Annotated in this window: 4 protein-coding genes; 1 reads left to right on the top strand and 3 read right to left on the bottom strand. The window is 57.8% G+C overall.

Annotation, left to right across the window (positions count from 1 at the left end; translation table 11 throughout):
• The first annotated feature begins 26 nt into the window (after positions 1-26).
• Positions 27-14,888 (top strand): S-layer family protein, encoded by a 14,862-nt coding sequence (locus tag B9Z51_RS00985; protein WP_108371052.1) that lies wholly within the window; start codon positions 27-29, stop codon positions 14,886-14,888.
• A 160-nt stretch (positions 14,889-15,048) separates the two neighbouring features.
• Here B9Z51_RS00985 and B9Z51_RS00980 read toward each other — a convergent pair whose 3' ends face one another.
• The 3 genes from B9Z51_RS00980 to B9Z51_RS00970 are packed head-to-tail and all read right to left on the bottom strand — an operon-like array spanning position 15,049 to position 17,977.
• Complete coding sequence (locus B9Z51_RS00980; protein ID WP_108371050.1) at positions 15,049-15,978, bottom strand: ABC transporter substrate-binding protein; 930 nt, start codon at positions 15,976-15,978, stop codon at positions 15,049-15,051.
• Positions 15,978-16,307 carry a c-type cytochrome gene (locus B9Z51_RS00975; protein ID WP_199227420.1) on the bottom strand — a complete coding sequence of 110 codons (330 nt, stop codon included), beginning with the start codon at positions 16,305-16,307 and terminating at the stop codon, positions 15,978-15,980. Before B9Z51_RS00975 ends, B9Z51_RS00980 begins: the two co-directional genes overlap by 1 nt.
• Before the next feature lie 2 nt (positions 16,308-16,309).
• Complete coding sequence (locus B9Z51_RS00970) at positions 16,310-17,977, bottom strand: PQQ-dependent dehydrogenase, methanol/ethanol family (RefSeq protein WP_108371046.1); 1,668 nt, start codon at positions 17,975-17,977, stop codon at positions 16,310-16,312.
• Between the last annotated feature and the right edge of the window lie 107 nt (positions 17,978-18,084).

The raw sequence follows: 18,084 nt of genomic DNA, 5'->3' as shown, positions 1-18,084 counted from the left end.
CTTGCTCTTACCCTCAAGGCCTCACCATGACCGCACAACTGGTTATCCGCAATGTCAGCCTGACAAGTACCACCGCAAGTTATGACCTGTACTTCACGTACACGGCGGATTACACGATTGCATCGGGTCAATCATTGGGTTTTCGCATCCATGAAAACAGCGCCAATTTGACGCTCGATGTGGTCAGCACATCGGGGGGCAAAATTTACAGCCAAGGGCTGGGCAGTAATGCGTTTTCCTGGGCTGCTTTCATCCCCAGCCTGGACCCCGCCAAAACCGAAGTTCAAGTCGGTCGCGTGACATGGCAATCTACATTGCCTGTGGCGGATTGGGCACCCGTGTTGAGTCAACTGGGTGGAACCGAGACGGACACCGCCAGCATGGGCTTCGGCCAGGTGTTGAGCAGCGCCCAAACGGCGACAGCCGTGCCTTTGTCCACTTCATCTTTGGCGGCCTACACCGCCAGCACCAGCGTGATGGCTTCGCCGGGCTTGAACATCGCAGGGACGGGGGCATCCGACAGCTTGCAAGGCAGTTTTGGTGATGACACGATCAACGGCATGGCGGGCGATGACAAAATTTTGGGAGGTGCTGGCAATGACAAGTTGTCGGGTGGTGATGGAAACGACAGTTTGCACGGGGGCTCTGGTCAGGACTGGCTCCAGGGCGATGCTGGCAATGACATCATGGATGGCGGCGATGAAACTGATGTGGTCTCGTACTCAAATTTCAATACTGGCGCAGTCATCAACTTGAAGGATGGCTTTGCAAGTGGTTCAGAAATTGGTAACGACGCTCTGATCGATGTCGAAGCAGCGCATGGCACGCAAGGCAATGACACCATCACCACAAGCGACAACGGTGGTGGATGGGTCACGGCCGGCGGGGGAGATGATGTCATTTACGGGGGCGCCCAGGGCTCCTGGATCACAGGGGGCGCTGGTAATGACACGATTTATGGTGGCAGTTCCGGCGATGACAATGCTGCTTACTACAACTACGGTGGCGGCATGACCATTGATGCCATCACCGTTGTCAACACTGGAACAAACGCCTGGACTCTGCGCAGCGGGATTACGGACTTGATCTCCATCAGTGCACAGGTAAGTCATGGCACGACGGAATGGACCGTGACCGATTTGAGCAATGGGATCAATGCGAATCACCAGGGCATCGACCGTTTAGTGGGTGTTGAGCAGCTGGTGCTGAACGGTATGGGTGCCAGCGGTCAGCCGATCCAGAGATATTTTGCATTGAATGTCAGTGGCACGGAGCCGGTAGTCTTGTCCTTGACTGGTACAGCAGGCAATGACTTTTTGATGGGCACCTCTGGGGATGACGACTTGTTCGGTCTTGCAGGTGACGACACCATTTATGGCATGGGAGGATCAGATTTCATCCGCCCGGGTGCGGGCAATGACCTGGTCGATGGTGGCGAACGCTCTCATCACAATGGCGTGGACTACAGGGATGCCACCAGCGGGGTGGTGGTGAACCTGGTCGCGGGTACAGCTGCAGATGGTCAAGGTGGCCAGGATGTGCTGCGCAACATTCAAGAAGTAGAAGGCAGTGAATACAGTGATGTGATCACTCTCAATCGCTGGAATATAGCGATTGCAGGGGATGGTGACGATACGCTGGTCAGCGCTAAGGGTTACGCGGTCATGTTCGGTGGCGGGGATAACGATCAGTTGATCGGCCATGATTTGACGGACATGGCTGTGATCGGTGTGCCAGGAATGACTTCGAGCAATTGGCGCATGGATTCGGATGACGCTGAGGGGTGGGTGCTCAAAATTGATGGTGTGGCGACTTCACACATCACGCCCAAAACCTCTGGGCCACATGACTGGACGGTGACGGATCTGAGAGATTCATCCTTGCCCACACATCAAGGAGTAGATACCCTTCAAAATATCAAATCATTGTTTTTTATTGGTCCTGATGATAGTACCGCTGCCATCAACATCCAGTTGCCAGCCCATGGCAGCAACGACAGCATTCAAGTCTTCAACGCATCCATCGGCAACACGGAATTACCCGGCGGCAACGATTCGCTGACCGGCACATCCGGCAACGACTACCTGCTGGGTTTTGAAGGCAACGCCACCTTGGTTGGCGGCCCCGGAGATGACATGCTGGTCGGTGGCGAGCAGCGCAACTTGACCTGGAAGACGGAGGGCAAGACCTTTGATTACAACGATTACGACACCGCCAATTACACCAATGTGAGCACAGGCGGTGTGCAGATGAATCTGTCAGACATGACCGTCACAGGTCTGGCAGGTGCAGACATCGGTACAGACACGCTGCGTGGCATCGAAGAGGTGCGCACCACCCGGCAGTCAGACCGGGTGATCGGCTCGCTGGGGAATTTGTCGGGCAATGACGAAGCTGCAGGCGATCAGCACGCGGTCAACCTGTTGGGTTTCGGCGGCAGCGACCAATTCATTTTGGAGCAGCAGGTCAACACGCCCTGGGTGAATTCACCTTGGCTCAACTACAACTGGTCACAGACCGGCGTTCAATTGACCTACACCGGTTTCAAGGGAACGGTGAGCTATGGCGCATCGGGTAGCCAGCAAGCCGGCATGGACACCCTGGAGCGCATCAGCTCTTTTGGCGACACGCGTTTCGATGACGTGTTTGACTTCAGTGGCATGACAGAAAACCACTTGTTGGGCACAAGTTACAACTACGTTGGTTTGACCTTTGGCAATGACAAGGTCATGGGCAATGGCAACACGGTGGTCAGCGTTCAGTCTGGCTTCAACATGATGAGCACCACAGGCCAGGGGATCGTGGTGCGTTTACCCGGGGCTGGCAACAGCGTGACGGTGGACATGAGTCACCTGAGCATCAACGGCCAATCGCTGGGGATCAAGACGCTGTCAGGTGTTGACCAATTGCGTGCGACGGACTTTGCGGACACCTTGGTCGGCGGTGCTTACGATGATTTTGAAGGTTTCCGTGGCCGTGGCGGCAACGATTACATCGACGGCGGCGCGGGCATCGACCGTGCGGAATATCTGGGCTCGAATCTGGGCGTCAAAGTGAACATGGCGCAGGGCCAGGCTTCGGCCATGGTGCTGGATGCGTCGGCTTCCCCTGCCAGTCTGGCCACGGGCGTTGCAGTTGCAGGCGGCAGCTACCCGACGGGCAACTCCACCATCAACGCCAGTGGCACCTGGGTAACAGACAACATTGGCGTGGACACCTTGCGCTCGATTGAGCGCATTCGCGGCACGCAATACGATGACTTTTACGATGCTCGCGGTTTCTCCAGCACGTCGGCCAATGCGGGCAGCAATGGCGCCTGGAACGAATTCGAGGGCAAGGGTGGCAATGACACCATCCTGGGCAACGGCGCCACACGCATTGCCTATTACGACGCCAGCGAGGGCGTCGAAGTCAACTTGGGCACAGGCAAGGCCTGGGCACTGGACCCAGCCAATCGCACGGGCGAATTGGCACAAATTGTGGGCGAAGACACCTTCAGCGGTGTGTACCAGGTGGCAGGCTCGGCATTGGCCGATCATTTGATCGGCGGGGGCGCGGGTCGCACCTTGGGGGACTTGTCCATAGAAGGCTTCATCGGTGGCGCAGGCAACGACACCATTGATGGCATGGACGGATGGGACGAAGCCTACTATTGGGACGCCTTGCAAGGCATCTCGGTGGACATGGGGCTGAGTGCAGGCCAGGTGCAAGACGGCATGGGCGGCACGGACACGCTGATCAACATCGAGTACGTGGGGGGCAGCAACTTTGACGATGTGATGCTGGGCCGGGATGACAACACCACACAGGAAAGTTTTGCTGGTGGTAAAGGCAATGACACCATTGACGGGCGTGGTGGCTACGACGAGGTGGCTTATGGCTACAAGTCGCCCACATCTGGCGTGGTGGTCAACCTGGCCACTGGTCAGGCACAAGACGGTTTTGGCACGGTGGACACGCTGATCAACATCGAGGGCGTGGAAGGCTCGGACCTGAACGACGTGATCATTGGCAATGCACAAGACAACCGCCTGGACGGCCGTTTGGGCGACGACACCCTTGACGGTGGTGGCGGTAACGACTGGGCTGAATACAACAACGTGGAGGGCGCGGTCACCGTCGACCTGTCCACCGGACAGGCCACGGGTGCAGCAGGCCATGACTTGCTCAGCAACATCGAAAACGTGTTGGGCTCGGTCTACAACGACCAATTGACAGGCAATGCGGGCAACAACGTGCTGCAAGGCAATGGGGGTGACGACAGCATCGATGGTGGTGCGGGTGTGGATACAGCAGTGTTCACAGGCAACTTTGCCGACTACACCATCAGCACGTCTGCAGCAGGCATCACCACGGTCAAGGCCAATGTGGGCAATGAAGGCACAGACACGCTCACGCGCATTGAAAACATCACTTTTGCGGACAAGACTGTCAGCGTTGTGGCTAGCTTGATCGTGGGCGGCAGTGGCAACGATTTGCTGGTGGGCACATCGGGTGACGACACCATTTATGGCATGAGTGGGTCCGACAAAATCATGCCGGGTGCAGGCAATGACCTCGTCGATGGAGGTGAGCACACCCAGCACAACATGGTGCGATACACCGACGCCACCAGCGGCGTGGTGATCAACCTGATCACGGGCTTGGCCTCAGATGGTCAAGGCGGACAAGATGTGCTTCGTAACATTCAGGAAGTCGAAGGCAGTGATTTTGGCGATGTGATGACACTCAATCGCTGGAATTTTGCGATGGGTAACGGCGGGGATGACACTGTAGTGAGCGGCAATGGATATGCCGTGATGATTGGCGGCACTGGAAATGATGTGTTGATGGGGCACGACTTTTCCGATGTGGCTGTATTCACCAAATTGGCAGGATTGACATCTACTAATTGGAACGTGGTTTCGGACGGAGCCCAAGGTTGGTTGCTCAATGTTGGCGGCGCTGATGTTTTCCAAATTTCGGCCAATTCAACAGGACCTCAAAATTGGATCGTGACGGATCTCCGGGATTCGTCACAGCCTGGTTTTCAAGGGGTCGATATGCTTCAAAGCATTAAGTCCGTTGTCTTCGTTGGTGAAAATGATTCCGCTTCTGTCAATATTCAATTGCCAGCTTATGGCAGTTCAGACGGTATTCAGGCATTCAATGTGGTGATCGGTGACCGAGGGTTGCCAGGTGGCAATGACTCTTTGACTGGAACATCAGGTAACGACTACATGATGGGTTTTGAAGGCAACGACACCTTGGTTGGCGGCCCCGGCGATGATCTGTTGGTCGGTGGCGAGCAGCGCAACCTGACCTGGAAGTTGGAGGGCAAGACCTTTGATTACAACGATTACGACACCGCCAATTACACCAATGTGAGCACAGGCGGTGTGCAGCTGAATTTGTCAGACATGACCGTCACAGGTCTGGCAGGTGCAGACATCGGTACAGACACGCTGCGTGGCATCGAAGAGGTGCGCACCACCCGGCAGTCAGACCGGGTGATCGGCTCGCTGGGGAATTTGTCGGGCAATGACGAAGCTGCAGGCGATCAGCACGCGGTCAACCTGTTGGGTTTCGGCGGCAGCGACCAATTCATTTTGGAGCAGCAGGTCAACACGCCCTGGGTGACTTCACCCTGGCTCAACTACAACTGGTCACAGACCGGCGTTCAATTGACCTACACCGGTTTCAAGGGAACGGTGAGCTATGGCGCATCGGGTAGCCAGCAAGCCGGCATGGACACCCTGGAGCGCATCAGCTCTTTTGGCGACACGCGCTTCGATGACGTGTTTGACTTCAGTGGCATGACAGAAAACCATTTGTTGGGTGCCAGCTACAACTACGTGGGTTTGACATTTGGCAACGACACAGTCATCGGGAATGGCAACACAGTGGTGAGCGTGCAGTCTGGCTTCAACATGATGAGCGCCACCGGCCAAGGTATCAGGTTGCGTTTGCCGGGCGAAGGCAGCAGCAAAACACTGGACATGAGCCATTTGAGTGTCAATGGACAATCTCTGGGGGTCAAGATCCTGTCAGGCGTTGACAATGTGCGAGGCACTGATTTTGCAGACACGCTGTTCGGTGGCGCCTATGACGACTATGAATCATTCCGTGGCCGTGGTGGCGATGACTACATCGACGGCGGATCGGGCATAGACCGTGCGGAATACCTGGGTTCGAATCTGGGTGTGAAAGTCAAATTGGCGCAGGGTCTGGCCTGGGGCATGGGGGTCGATAAGGACGCTTTGCTTGCGAGTTCTTCAGTGGGCGTGGTGGGTGGCAACAACTATCCCACAGTCAATTACATCGTCAACGCCAGTGGCACCTGGGTAACAGACAACATTGGCGTGGACACCTTGCGCTCGATTGAGCGCATTCGCGGCACGCAATACGATGACTTGTACGATGCTCGCGGTTTCTCCAGCACGTCGGCCAATGCGGGCAGCAATGGCGCCTGGAACGAATTCGAGGGCAAGGGCGGCAATGACACCATCTTGGGCAACGGAGCCACACGCATTGCCTATTACGACGCCAGCGAGGGCGTCGAAGTCAACTTGGGCACAGGCAAGGCCTGGGCATTGGACCCAGCCAATCGCACGGGCGAATTGGCACAGATTGTGGGTGAAGACACCTTCAGCGGTGTGTACCAGGTGGCGGGCTCGGCACTGGCCGATCATTTGATCGGCGGGGGCGCGGGTCGCACCATGGGGGACTTGTCTATCGAAGGCTTCATTGGTGGTGCGGGCAACGACACCATTGATGGAATGGGCGGATGGGACGAAGCCTACTATTGGGACGCCCTGAAAGGGATCTCGGTGGATATGGGTCTGAGTGAAGGCCAGGTGCAAGACGGCATGGGCGGCACGGACACGCTGATCAACATCGAGTACGTGGGGGGCAGCAACTTTGACGATGTGATGCTGGGCCGGGATGACAACACCACACAGGAAAGTTTTGCTGGTGGTAAAGGCAATGACACCATTGACGGGCGTGGTGGCTACGACGAGGTGGCTTATGGCTACAAGTCGCCCACATCTGGCGTGGTGGTCAACCTGGCCACTGGTCAGGCACAAGACGGTTTTGGCACGGTGGACACGCTGATCAACATCGAGGGCGTGGAAGGCTCGGACCTGAACGACGTGATCATTGGCAATGCACAAGACAACCGCCTGGACGGCCGTTTGGGCGACGACACCCTTGACGGTGGTGGCGGTAACGACTGGGCTGAATACAACAACGTGGAGGGCGCGGTCACCGTCGACCTGTCCACCGGACAGGCCACGGGTGCAGCAGGCCATGACTTGCTCAGCAACATCGAAAACGTGGTGGGCTCGGTCTACAACGACCAATTGACAGGCACTGCGGGCAACAACGTGCTGCAAGGCAATGGGGGTGACGACAGCATCGATGGTGGTGCGGGTGTGGACACAGCAGTGTTCACAGGCAACTTTGCCGACTACACCATCAGCACGTCTGCAGCAGGCATCACCACGGTCAAGGCCAATGTGGGCAATGAAGGCACAGACACGCTCACGCGCATTGAAAACATCATTTTTGCGGACAAGACTGTCAGCTTTGCTCCCAATGTGTTGCCGACGGGCGTGGTCAAAGTCACAGGCATCGCCACGCAGGGCAAGACCCTCACGGCATCCAACACTTTGGCCGATGCCGACGGCATGGGGTCGGTGAGCTATCAATGGCAAGCCAATGGCCAAGCCGTTCAGGGTGCAACAGGCAGCACGTTCAAATTGGGCCAGGATCAGGTGGGTAAAACCATCAGCGTGACGGCCAGCTACACCGATGGCAATGGGCATCGTGAATTGGTGACGAGCACATCCACCACCAAGGTTCTGAACATCAATGATCTGCCCACCGGCAGCGTCACGGTCAATGGGCTGGTGCAGCAAGGACAGACTCTGACGGTCACGCACAACCTGGCCGACCTGGATGGGCTGGGTCAGGTGAGCTACCAGTGGTATTCGGACCAGGGGGCCATTGCCGGTGCCACGGCCGATGTGTTTACACCGACGCAAGATCAGGTGGGGCAACACCTGTTTGTGCGCGCCAGCTACACCGATGGTTTTGGCAAGGCAGAGTCCATGTTCAGCGCTTCAACAGCGCCTGTGTTGAACCTGAACGACGCGCCGGCAGGGGGTGTGAGCATCGTTGGCAATGCCTGGGCCTCTCAAACCTTGTCGGTCGATCTGTCGGGCTTGAGTGATGCAGATGGCCTGCCACCAGAAGGGGAGTTTGGCTATCAGTGGTATGCCAATGGCGAGTTGATTGAAGAGGCCACCCAGGCCACGCTGGACTTGACCGAGGACTATGTGGGTCAGCGCATCAGCGTTGAGGTCAACTATCTGGATGATGGCGATACCGAAGAGGTCATTGCCAGTGAAGCCACCACCGAAATTTTGCCCCAGGATTCACCCACGGAAGGCAGCTTGACCATCACGGGCGTGGCCATGCAAGGGCAAGCTTTGCATGCTTTGGAGGCCTTGCAAGATGATGACGGCATGGGGCCTGTGAGCTTGCAATGGTTGGCCGATGGTCAGGCCATTGGCGGTCAAACCACAGACACTCTGGTATTGACGCAGGCGTTGGTGAACAAACACATCAGCCTGAATGCGACTTACACAGACGGCCACGAGAACTTGGTCAGTTTCACCAGTGCAGAGACGGCGTTGGTGGCCAACGTCAATGATGCGCCCACAGGCAGCGTGACGATTTCTGGCACGGCCAAGCAGGGTTTGGTGCTCACGGCCAACAACACCTTGGCCGATGCAGACGGTATGGGCGCGGTCTCCTATCAATGGAAAGCCAATGGTGTGGCCATTGCGGGGGCTACGGGCAATACGTTCAAGCCCTTATCGGCACAGGTCGGGCAGAAGATTTCTGTCACGGCCACCTACACCGACGGCTTTGGCACGGTGGAGAGCAAAACCAGCTTGTCAACCGCAGCAGTGGTGACGGGCTACAGCATCGCCGCTTCCGGAACTTCTGTGAACGAAGGATCTTCGGTGGTGTTCACCGTGACCACCACGGATTTGACAGCGGGACAGACTGTGTCTTATGCGCTTGCGGGCGTGTCGGCAGCAGACGTGGTGGGTGGGCAGTTGACGGGTACAGCGGTCGTGGGCAGTAACGGCAAGGCCAGCTTCACGGTGAACCTGGCTGCTGACTTTGCCACCGAGGGCTCGGAAGTCATGTCCGCCAGCGTGGCCGGCGCGACCGCCAAGGTCACGGTGCTGGATGCCTCTTTAGCCACCAGCAGCACCAATTGGTCGACCCTGAGCCATGGCAGCAGCCTGGCCTTCAACCCATTGACTGATCGATTGCTGATTGACAACAACGGATTGAGCGCCAGCAGTTTTTACCTGACATGGAACAGCCCGACTGCAGTGACTCTGGTCGGTGGTGGCAAAAGCATCACCTTGAACACCGACATCAAGTCGCTGACCAACAAGAATTTGGCTTTCTCCAATGGCAGCGTTTTGCTGGTGGGAGACAACTCGGCTTTTGTGATCAACGACGACGGCGCGAACACGCTGACGGGAACAGCTGGGGCTGATAATTTTTACGGACTGGGTGGCAATGATTCTTTGGTGGGGGGTGACGGCAACGATGTCTTCAACACGGGCTACGCCAGCAACAGCATTGGCAATGACACCATCAACGGTGGTGCCGGTGATGACACCCTGATCTATCCCAGCTCAACGCCCACAACACCTGCTGTGACCGTGAACCTGGCCACAGGCATGGCGACCAGCACGCAGGGTAGCGTCAAGCTGATCAGCATTGAGCGGGTTTGGGGCACTGCGGGCAATGATGTTTTCATCGGTGGCGACGTCTCGCACACCACCGATGCACAAGGCAATCGCATCACGGAGGTGTTCAGGGGCAATGGCGGCAATGACACGATCCAGGGGGATGCGGGCGACTTCTTCACCATCGCCGACTATTCTTCCAACACCGGTGCGCAAGCTGTGAGTGCGAACCTGGGAACGGGCATCGTCAGTGATGGATGGGGCAGCACGGATGTGCTGGTCAATGTGGACGGCGTCGTGGGCGGCGCAGGCCATGATGTGATCAGCGGGGGCAGTCAAAGCCGCGATGCAAGTGGTTTCTTTTTTGAGCTGCTGCGCGGCAATGCGGGCAATGACACGCTCAACGGCAACAACGCCAATACCGGGGGGTCGTATGCCAGCAGTGACCGTGCCGACTACAGCACCAGCACGGCGGCAGTGACCGTGAACCTGGCCACGGGCGTAGCGCAAGATGGCATGGGCGGCACGGACACCCTGATTGACATTGACCAGGTGTACGGTGGCAGTGGCAATGACTGGATTGTGGGCAGCAATGACCGCGATGTGCTCGATGGTGGTGCAGGCAATGACACGCTGGATGGCGGCACCAATTCGGACAATGTCCGTTATTGGCAGTCGACAGCGGGCGTCATTGTGAACTTGAGCGCCACGGCACTGGTGGTCAATGGGGCAACGGCCAAAGTGACCGGCTTGACGGGCTTGGTGACGGTGGCCGGTGGTACCGCTATGGATGGCATGGGCGGCGTGGATACGCTCATCAACATTGAAAACATCCAGGGCTCGAACTACAACGACTATCTGCGTGGCAGCGACGATGTCAATGTGCGGCAGTTCTACACGGGCTTTGCCGGTAACGACACGATCGACGGCGGGGCAGGCATTGACATCGTGACCTTTGTCGATACGCCCTTGAGCATGGGGGGCGTCAATGTCACGTTGGCCAGCACCCTTGCGGACAAAAAAGGCGGTGTGGATACCTTGATCAACATTGAAGGTATTTCCGGCACGCGTTCCAACGACACCATCGTGGGCAACAGTGGGGACAACTGGCTGCGCGGCGATGGTGGCAGCGACATTCTGGATGGTGGTGCGGGCAATGACTGGGTCTTTTCCAGTGGCGACCCTGCAGGTGTGAACATCAATTTGACGACCGGTCTGGCCGTGGATGGCTGGGGTGGTGCCAACAATGTTTTGGGCTTGGGCGGTACAGACACCCTGAAAAACATCGAAAACGCAGAGGGCTCGGATTTCAACGATGTCATCACGGGCAGCGCCATCAACAACCAGTTGGTGGGGCGCGATGGCGACGACACGATCGACGGTGGTGCCGGGGCAGACACCCTGAGCGGCGGTGCTGGCAACGACACTTATGTGGTGGACAACGCAGCTGATGTGGTGTCAGAGGCGACGGCGCTCAATGGCACGGTGGATGCAAGCGGTGTGGATGGGGTCATCAGTTCGGTGAGCTACACCTTGGGTTCTTTTGTCGAAAACCTGAGCTTGACGGGTAGCAGCGCGATCAACGGCACAGGCAATGCACTGAACAACCTGATCGTCGGCAATTCAGCAGCCAATATCCTCAGTGGTGGCGCTGGCGATGACACTTTGGCAGGAGGGGCTGGCAACGACACTTATGTGGTGGACAGCACGGCGGATGTGGTCTCGGAAACCACCCTGCTCAACGGCAGCATTGACGCAGGTGGCACCGATGGGGTCAACAGCTCTGTGAGCTACACCCTGAGCACGTTTGTGGAGAATCTGACCCTGACGGGCACTTCGGCCATCAACGGTACAGGCAATGCTTCGAACAACGCGATCACGGGCAACGCGGCGGCCAACTGGCTCGACGGTGATGCGGGCAATGACGTCTTGAATGGTGGTGCCGGGGCAGACACCCTGGTTGGTGGTGCAGGCAACGACAGTTATGTGGTGGACAACGCCGCTGATGTGGTGTCAGAGACCACTATGCTCAACGGCAGCATTGATGCGGGGGGTACCGATCTGGTCAGCAGTTCTTTGAGCTACACCCTGGGCAGCTATCTCGAAAAACTCACTTTGACGGGCAGCACGTCCATCAATGGCACGGGCAATGGCTTGAGCAATACCATCACCGGTAATGCTGGCGACAACGTATTGGACGGTGGCCTGGGTGCCGATACGCTGATCGGTGGCGCTGGCAATGACAGCTATGTGGTGGACAACGCGGCTGATGTGGTGTCTGAGAGCACGCTGCTCAATGGCAGCATTGATGCCGGTGGCACGGACGTGGTGAACAGTTCGGTGAGTTATGCATTGGGTGCATTTGTCGAGAACTTGAATCTGACGGGGGGCTCAGCCATCAATGCAAGCGGCAATGCACTGAACAATCTGATCACAGGCAATGCCGCAGCCAACACGCTCGATGGTGGTCTGGGCGTGGACACACTCAGCGGCGGTGCAGGCAATGACACCTATGTGGTCGACGATGCAGCCGATTGGGTGTCTGAGGCCAACTTGCTCAACGGCACGGTGGATGCAGGCGGTGTGGACCAGGTCAACAGTTCTGTGAGCTATGCGCTGGGCGCGTTTGTTGAGAACCTGAGCCTGACGGGCACCTCGGCCATCAATGGTTCAGGCAATGGTCTGAACAACTTGATCACCGGTAATGCTGCAGCCAACACGCTGGACGGTGGCTTGGGCGCAGACACCCTGGCCGGTGGCGCGGGTGATGACGTGTATGTGGTCGATGATGCGGCCGATCTGGTGTCGGAGAGCACCCTGCTCAACGGCTCCATCGATGCAGGCGGGCAAGATAGGATCAACAGCTCCGTGAGCTACACGCTGAGTGCTTTTGTAGAGAACCTTTCACTGACCGGGGGCGCAGCCATCCATGCGACGGGCAATGCACTGAACAACGTGTTGTCGGGCAATGCGGCTGACAACACTCTCGACGGTGGAATGGGTGCCGACACGCTCATCGGCGGCGCGGGCAACGACACCTATGTGGTCGACGATGCCTCCGACATGGTGTCCGAGAGCACATCGCTCAATGGCAGCGTGGATGCTGGTGGTGTGGATCAGGTCAACAGTTCCGTGAACTATGTCTTGGGCAACTTTGTTGAGAGGCTGAGTTTGACCGGCGCATCAGCCATCAATGCAACGGGCAATGCATTGAACAACGTCATTGCGGGCAATACGGCTGCCAACTTGCTCGACGGTGGCCTGGGGGCAGATACGCTCATGGGCGGTGCTGGCAATGACACCTATGTGGTCGATGATGCGGCTGATCAGGTGTCTGAGGCGACTTTGCTCAACGGCACGGTGGATGCAGGCGGCGTGGACCAGGTCAACAGTTCGGTGAGCTATGCGCTGGGCGCGTTTGTCGAGAACCTGAGTCTGACCGGCAACTCGGCCATCAACGGCACAGGTAATGCATTGAACAACCTGATCTCAGGCAATGCGGCAGCCAACAGTTTGAACGGTGGCGCAGGAGCGGACACTTTGTCTGGTGGCGCCGGTGACGACCTCTATGTGGTGGATAACCTGAATGACGTGGTTTCTGAGAGCACATTGCTCAATGGCACGGTGGATGCCGGTGGAGTGGATCAGGTCAACAGTTCAGTGACTTATACCTTGAGCGGGTTTGTTGAAAACCTGCTGTTGACGGACACCGTGGCGATCAATGGAAAGGGCAATGCGCTGAACAACCTGATCACGGGCAATGCTGCGGCCAACATTCTGGACGGTAGCCTGGGTGCTGACACGTTGATCGGTGGTGCGGGCAACGACACCTATGTGGTCGACAACTTGGGTGATCTGGTGATCGAGGCCACATTGCTCAATGGCACGGTGGATGCCAGCGGGATGGATTTGGTCAACAGCGCTGTGAGCTACACATTGGGCAACAACCTGGACAACCTGATGCTGACCGGCAGCGATACGATTAACGGCACGGGCAATGCCTTGAACAACGCCATCACCGGCAACACAGCTGCCAATTGGCTCGATGGCGGCGCAGGCAATGACACCTTGAACGGAGGTACAGGCGCTGACACGATGGTGGGCGGTGCGGGCAACGACACCTATGTGGTCGACCACGCCGGTGATGTGGTGTCTGAAGCCACTTTGCTCAATGGCACGGTGGATGCGGGCGGCACAGATCTGGTCAACAGCGCATTGACTTACACACTGGGCAATTATGTGGAAAACCTGACGCTGACAGGCAGCTCTTTGATCAACGGCACGGGCAATGCACTGAACAACTCTATGACTGGCAATACCGCTGCCAACTGGCTGGATGGCGGGGCAGGCAATGACTGGCTCAACGGTGGTGCAGGCGCTGACACGCTGGTGGGTGGTGCGGGCAACGACAATTATGTGGTGGACAACATTGGAGATTTGGTTTCCGAAACCACCTTGTTCAACGGCTCGATTGACGCGGGCGGTAACGATACGGTCAGCAGCTCATTGGCCTATACCTTGGGCTCGTTTGTGGAAAACCTGACGCTGACCGGTACCAGCGTGATCAACGGCACAGGCAATGCACTGAACAACGCCCTCACCGGCAACACGGCTGCCAATTGGCTCGATGGCGGCGCAGGCAATGACACCTTGAAGGGCGGGCTTGGCGCAGACACGCTGACCGGCGGTGCAGGTTCTGATCGGTTTGGCTTTGCGGCGGGCGACGCGGGTACCAGCTCTGGTTTTGATGTGATCACCGATTACCTCAAAGGCGCTGCTGGCACGGGTGACGTGATTGATTACGCTTCCAGTTTGGTGGTGGGTGGATCGGCTCTGGCTGCGACTGCCGCAGAGGCATCCATCAACGCAACAACCGGTTTGGCCACGTTTGCAACAGGCACAGGCCTGACCTTGGCCGATGCTGTGGCCAAGATTAATGCGCGATTTGTGGCGGCAACTGATTCGGTGGGTGAGTTTGCTCTGTTCAAGGTGAACGGTGCCGGTGACTACTACCTTTACGTTTCGGATGGCACTGTTGCAACCACCGATGTTGTCGTCCAACTGGTCGGCGTGCAAACTGTGGGTGGTATCAACCTGACGAGTGGAGACCTGACAATCACCTCATGATGAAGCCGAGTCGGTGGCCGACCTGCAGATGTTTTGCAGGTCGGAGTTTCCGCCTGAACCTTTGCGGTTGGGGTAAGTCGGTGTCTTCAGCCCCGACGCAGGCCTGAGTCAGAGCCGACAGGGTTGGCGGCCACTGCTATGCCAGCGACGGCCTGCTGGCTCAATCGCTCATCAAGCTTTGCAAGCTCGGGCCGTCGGAGATGGCCGGTTGTGTTGGGGGCGTCCAGCTCAGGCCTTCTTGTTGCGCCCATTGCTGCATGCGGCCGTCTGTCAGTGCTTGGGTGATCACCCGATTGGCGGTGTCCAGCAGTTCTTTGGGCGCGGAAGCCAGTGCCACAAAGCCCAAGTTGAGCCCGATCGGTCTTCTGAATGCGGCCAGTTGAAGCGGGGTGTCCGGATGCTTGATTCGGTAGGCGTCGTAGGCTGCCGTGGGCATGAGCAGGCTGTCAATGCGGCCGGTTTCAAGGGCTGTCCAGGGGTTCTCCCGTTGTGCCAGTGTGACCATTTGGCTGCGCAGCGTACCTTGCCGATAAAGGCTGACCAAAGTGCCCGCCAGGGTGCCTGTGACGGCGCCGGTTTTGCGGTCTTTCAAGTCCATCAAGTTGGCCACTGGCGCATGGTCGGATTTTTGGACCACGCCCAATGCGCTGGCCTGGTAGGGCAGGCTGGGCACAAGTTCGCCCAATGGGATGAAGGGACGGTCGCGTTTGCGCTTGGCGCCTGGGTGGTCGGGCACCCGCGCACTGGGGCGCGTGGCAGGACCGAGGTCGGATTTGAGCAGCGGAAAGCCGCTGACCAGCTCGCACTGACCTGAAGAGAGCAGGGCGTTGATTTCCTGGGACAGGGTGGATTCTTTTTCGAATTCGGTTTCGAAGGGGACGATTTGCAGTTCGCGGCCAGACGCCTCGGCCACCGCTAGGGCCAGGCGAACGTCAAAGCCCGTGGCCTTGCCTTTGTGCACAGTCGATTGCGGGGGACTGTCTTCACTGACACAAACTTTGAGGGGCGATGCCCAAGCGCCTGTGCTCAGGATCAGCAGTACTGGCAGCAGACGGAGCGATGACAGGCGTGTCAGACGTCGTGCAGCCATCAAAGTTCCTTGCCGCCGCGTGATCCCACATAGGCCCACAGCAATTTGATCAGTTCTGGCGACAGCGCATCCTTGAAGGAGGGCATATTGCCTTTGCCGTTGCTCACGGAGTTGAGGAAACGCTCTTCCTGATCGACCGGGAACTTGCGCAAATCATAGGTGGTGGTGCCCGCATTGACCATATTGCGGCCATGACACTGGGAACATGTGCGGTGAAATTGCTCGCGGCCTTGGTCGACGGCGGCCGTGGTGAAGCGGGGAGAGGTTTGCGCATGGGCGGCCCCATTCAGGGCCGCCACACACACCAGTGCAAACTGGAGTTTCTTCATCATCAGTTCAGGGCAAATGTCCAGACCGATCCGCCCGCTGGCACGTTGGCCATGCGTTCGTCACCCAGCAGGGCCCACACGCCACCGGCGCCAGACAGCACGGTTACGTATTGCTTGCCCTTGTGCTCCCAGGTCACAGGCAGGCCGATGATGCCCGAGCTGGTCTGGAACTGCCACAGCTTCTTGCCGTTATTGGCATCGACCGCCATGAACTCGCCTGTGGCTGCGCCGGTGAACACCAAACCACCACCTGTAGACAGCGTGCCTGCCATGCTGGGTTGGCCGGGCCAGGCCATTTGCCATTTGCTCTTGCCGGTCATGGGGTCAATGGCGCTCAGGTAGCCGTGAGGGGCATCCTTGGGCATGGTCACGCCACGGAAGTTCACACCCAGATACCACTCGCCCTTTTTGTATTCAGGCTTGGCAAACTGGTAGGGCCAGCTGATGTTGAGGGTGTTGGCATAGGCCAGGCCCGTGGCGGGGTTCCAGGACATGGGTGTCCAGTTTTTGCCGCCGAGCACCGATGGGAAAACTTCTTCATCACCGCCTGCACGGATGCGCTTGGTGACTTCAGACTCAACTGGGCGTCCAGTGATCATGTCGATCTTGTCGGCCCAGTTGACCTTGACGTAGGGGTTGGCCGCCAGCAGTTTGCCGTTGGCACGGTCCAGCACATAGAAGAAACCGTTGCGGTTGGCCTGCGCCAGCACCTTGCGGGTCTTGCCCTCGATCTTCATGTCGACCAGCATGCCCACCTCGGTGGCGTCGTAGTCATAGGGGTCGTTGGGTGTGAACTGGTAGTGCCAGACCATTTCGCCAGTTTTGGGGCGAAATGCCACGACAGAGGCGATATAAAGGTTATCTCCTTTGCGGGCTTCTGCGTTCCAGGGACCGCCGTTGCCGGTGCCCCAGTAAACCAAGTCCAGCTCGGGGTCGTAAGCGCCGGTCAGCCAGGTGGGCGCGCCGCCTTTCATGGCGGTGTCGCCAGGCCAGGTGTCTGCGCCTTTTTCATTGCCAGCTGCTGTGGTGTAGAAGCGCCAGAGTTTCTTGCCAGTGACCGGGTCCCAGCCGTCAATGAAGCCGCGTGTGCCGTACTCGCCACCCGCGATACCTGTCATGAGCACGCCATTGGCGACCAATGGGGCTGCCGTCATGGCTTGGCCTTCCTGGTAGTCGGCGGCCTTGCTCTTCCACAACTGCTTGCCGGTCTTGGCGTCGAGGGCCATCACATGGGCGTCCAGAGTTGTGCGGAAAATCTTGCCATCCAGGATAGCCGCGCCACGGTTCAAGATACCGCAGCAGGCCATCTTGAAGACGTCCTGAGGCAGTTCAATCTCGTGTTTCCACAGCTGTTTACCGGTCAGCGGGTTCAAGGCAACGGTCGTGTTGTGCGTGGTGACATACATCACGCCGTCATGCACGATGGGCTGGGACTCTTGCCCCTGGGGGTTGTTCAGGCTGTAGGCCCACAAGGGCTGCAGCTTGCCCACGTTCTTGTTGTTGATCTGCTTGAGCGGGCTGTAGCGTTGGTTGTTGTAGCCCATGCCATAGGTGAGCACATCACCCGGGGTCGCGGCGTCGTTTTTGAGGGCATCCAGCCCTTGAGCCTGAGCGCCTGAGAATATCGCTGCGGCAATCAAGCCGCCGACGAGCCGGTAATTGGGGGTCATGTACAAGTCTCCTTTTTGATGGGGTATCGCTTCACAAGCCTGGCACTTCGTGTGCAAGGTCTTGGCATCATTGCGGTGGACATGCTTTTTTGCACGCTCGGGAATTC

Source organism: Limnohabitans sp. T6-5 (assembly GCF_003063315.1).
Classification (GTDB): Bacteria; Pseudomonadota; Gammaproteobacteria; order Burkholderiales; family Burkholderiaceae_C; genus Limnohabitans_A.
The sequence above is the reverse complement of the archived record's forward strand: the minus strand, read 5'-3'. Positions and strand labels throughout refer to the sequence as shown.

Bases quoted from the DNA above. Each gene is read 5' to 3' on its own strand.
- B9Z51_RS00970 (WP_108371046.1), bottom strand. From the start codon at position 17,977: ATGACCCCCAATTACCGGCTCGTCGGCGGCTTGATTGCCGCAGCGATA.
- B9Z51_RS00985 (WP_108371052.1), top strand. From the start codon at position 27: ATGACCGCACAACTGGTTATCCGCAATGTCAGCCTGACAAGTACCACC.
- B9Z51_RS00975 (WP_199227420.1), bottom strand. From the start codon at position 16,307: ATGAAGAAACTCCAGTTTGCACTGGTGTGTGTGGCGGCCCTGAATGGG.
- B9Z51_RS00980 (WP_108371050.1), bottom strand. From the start codon at position 15,978: ATGGCTGCACGACGTCTGACACGCCTGTCATCGCTCCGTCTGCTGCCA.